Source organism: Vibrio sp. 1078-1 (assembly GCF_033340475.1).
Genome location: NZ_JAWOWM010000521.1, coordinates 1 through 625, shown reverse-complemented (window position 1 = coordinate 625; position 625 = coordinate 1). Strand labels below are relative to the sequence as shown.

Genomic DNA, 625 nt, shown 5'->3' with positions numbered 1-625 from the left:
AGAGACGTTGGCACAGCCAGTATCGATAATGACAACTTTCTGTTCTGTCACTGTTTTTCTCCTTGCTCACGTGAACCTTAAAGGACGCCTTTGCTGCTTGGCAGCTCCGTGCCTTCCACTTTGATTGCTTGGCGTAACGTTCGACCAAACGCTTTAAATAGGCTTTCAATGATGTGGTGATCATTATCGCCAGCAGAAGAAAGGTGTAGCGTACACGCTAGTGTGTCAGTTAAAGAACGGAAGAAGTGAACCACCATCTCTGTCGACAAGTCTCCAACTTGATCACGGCTAAATTTCGCGTCAAATTTCAGGTAAGGACGACCAGACAAATCCAACGCACATTGCGCCAAGCACTCATCCATCGGCAGGCTGAAACCAAAGCGACCAATGCCGCGCTTATCGCCCAACGCCTCTTTTAATGCCTGACCAAGGGCTAAAGCGGTATCTTCAATCGTGTGGTGATCATCAATATGTAAATCACCGTCGACTTTGCACACCATTTGGAAACCACCGTGAGTGGCAATTTGATCCAGCATGTGGTCAAAGAAACCAAGACCTGTTGATATATCATTGCCGCCTTGCTCATCCAGATTAACGGCAACTTTAATGTCGGTTTCTTTAGTAG

The 625-nt window shown here is 46.7% G+C and carries 1 protein-coding gene; it reads right to left on the bottom strand.

Annotated elements, in window-relative coordinates; all coding sequences use genetic code 11:
• Positions 1-77: 77 nt before the first annotated feature.
• Positions 78-625, bottom strand: a 548-nt coding sequence (gene hisB, locus R7190_RS28550; protein ID WP_318138018.1) for an imidazoleglycerol-phosphate dehydratase HisB, incomplete at its 5' end; no start/stop codon positions are given.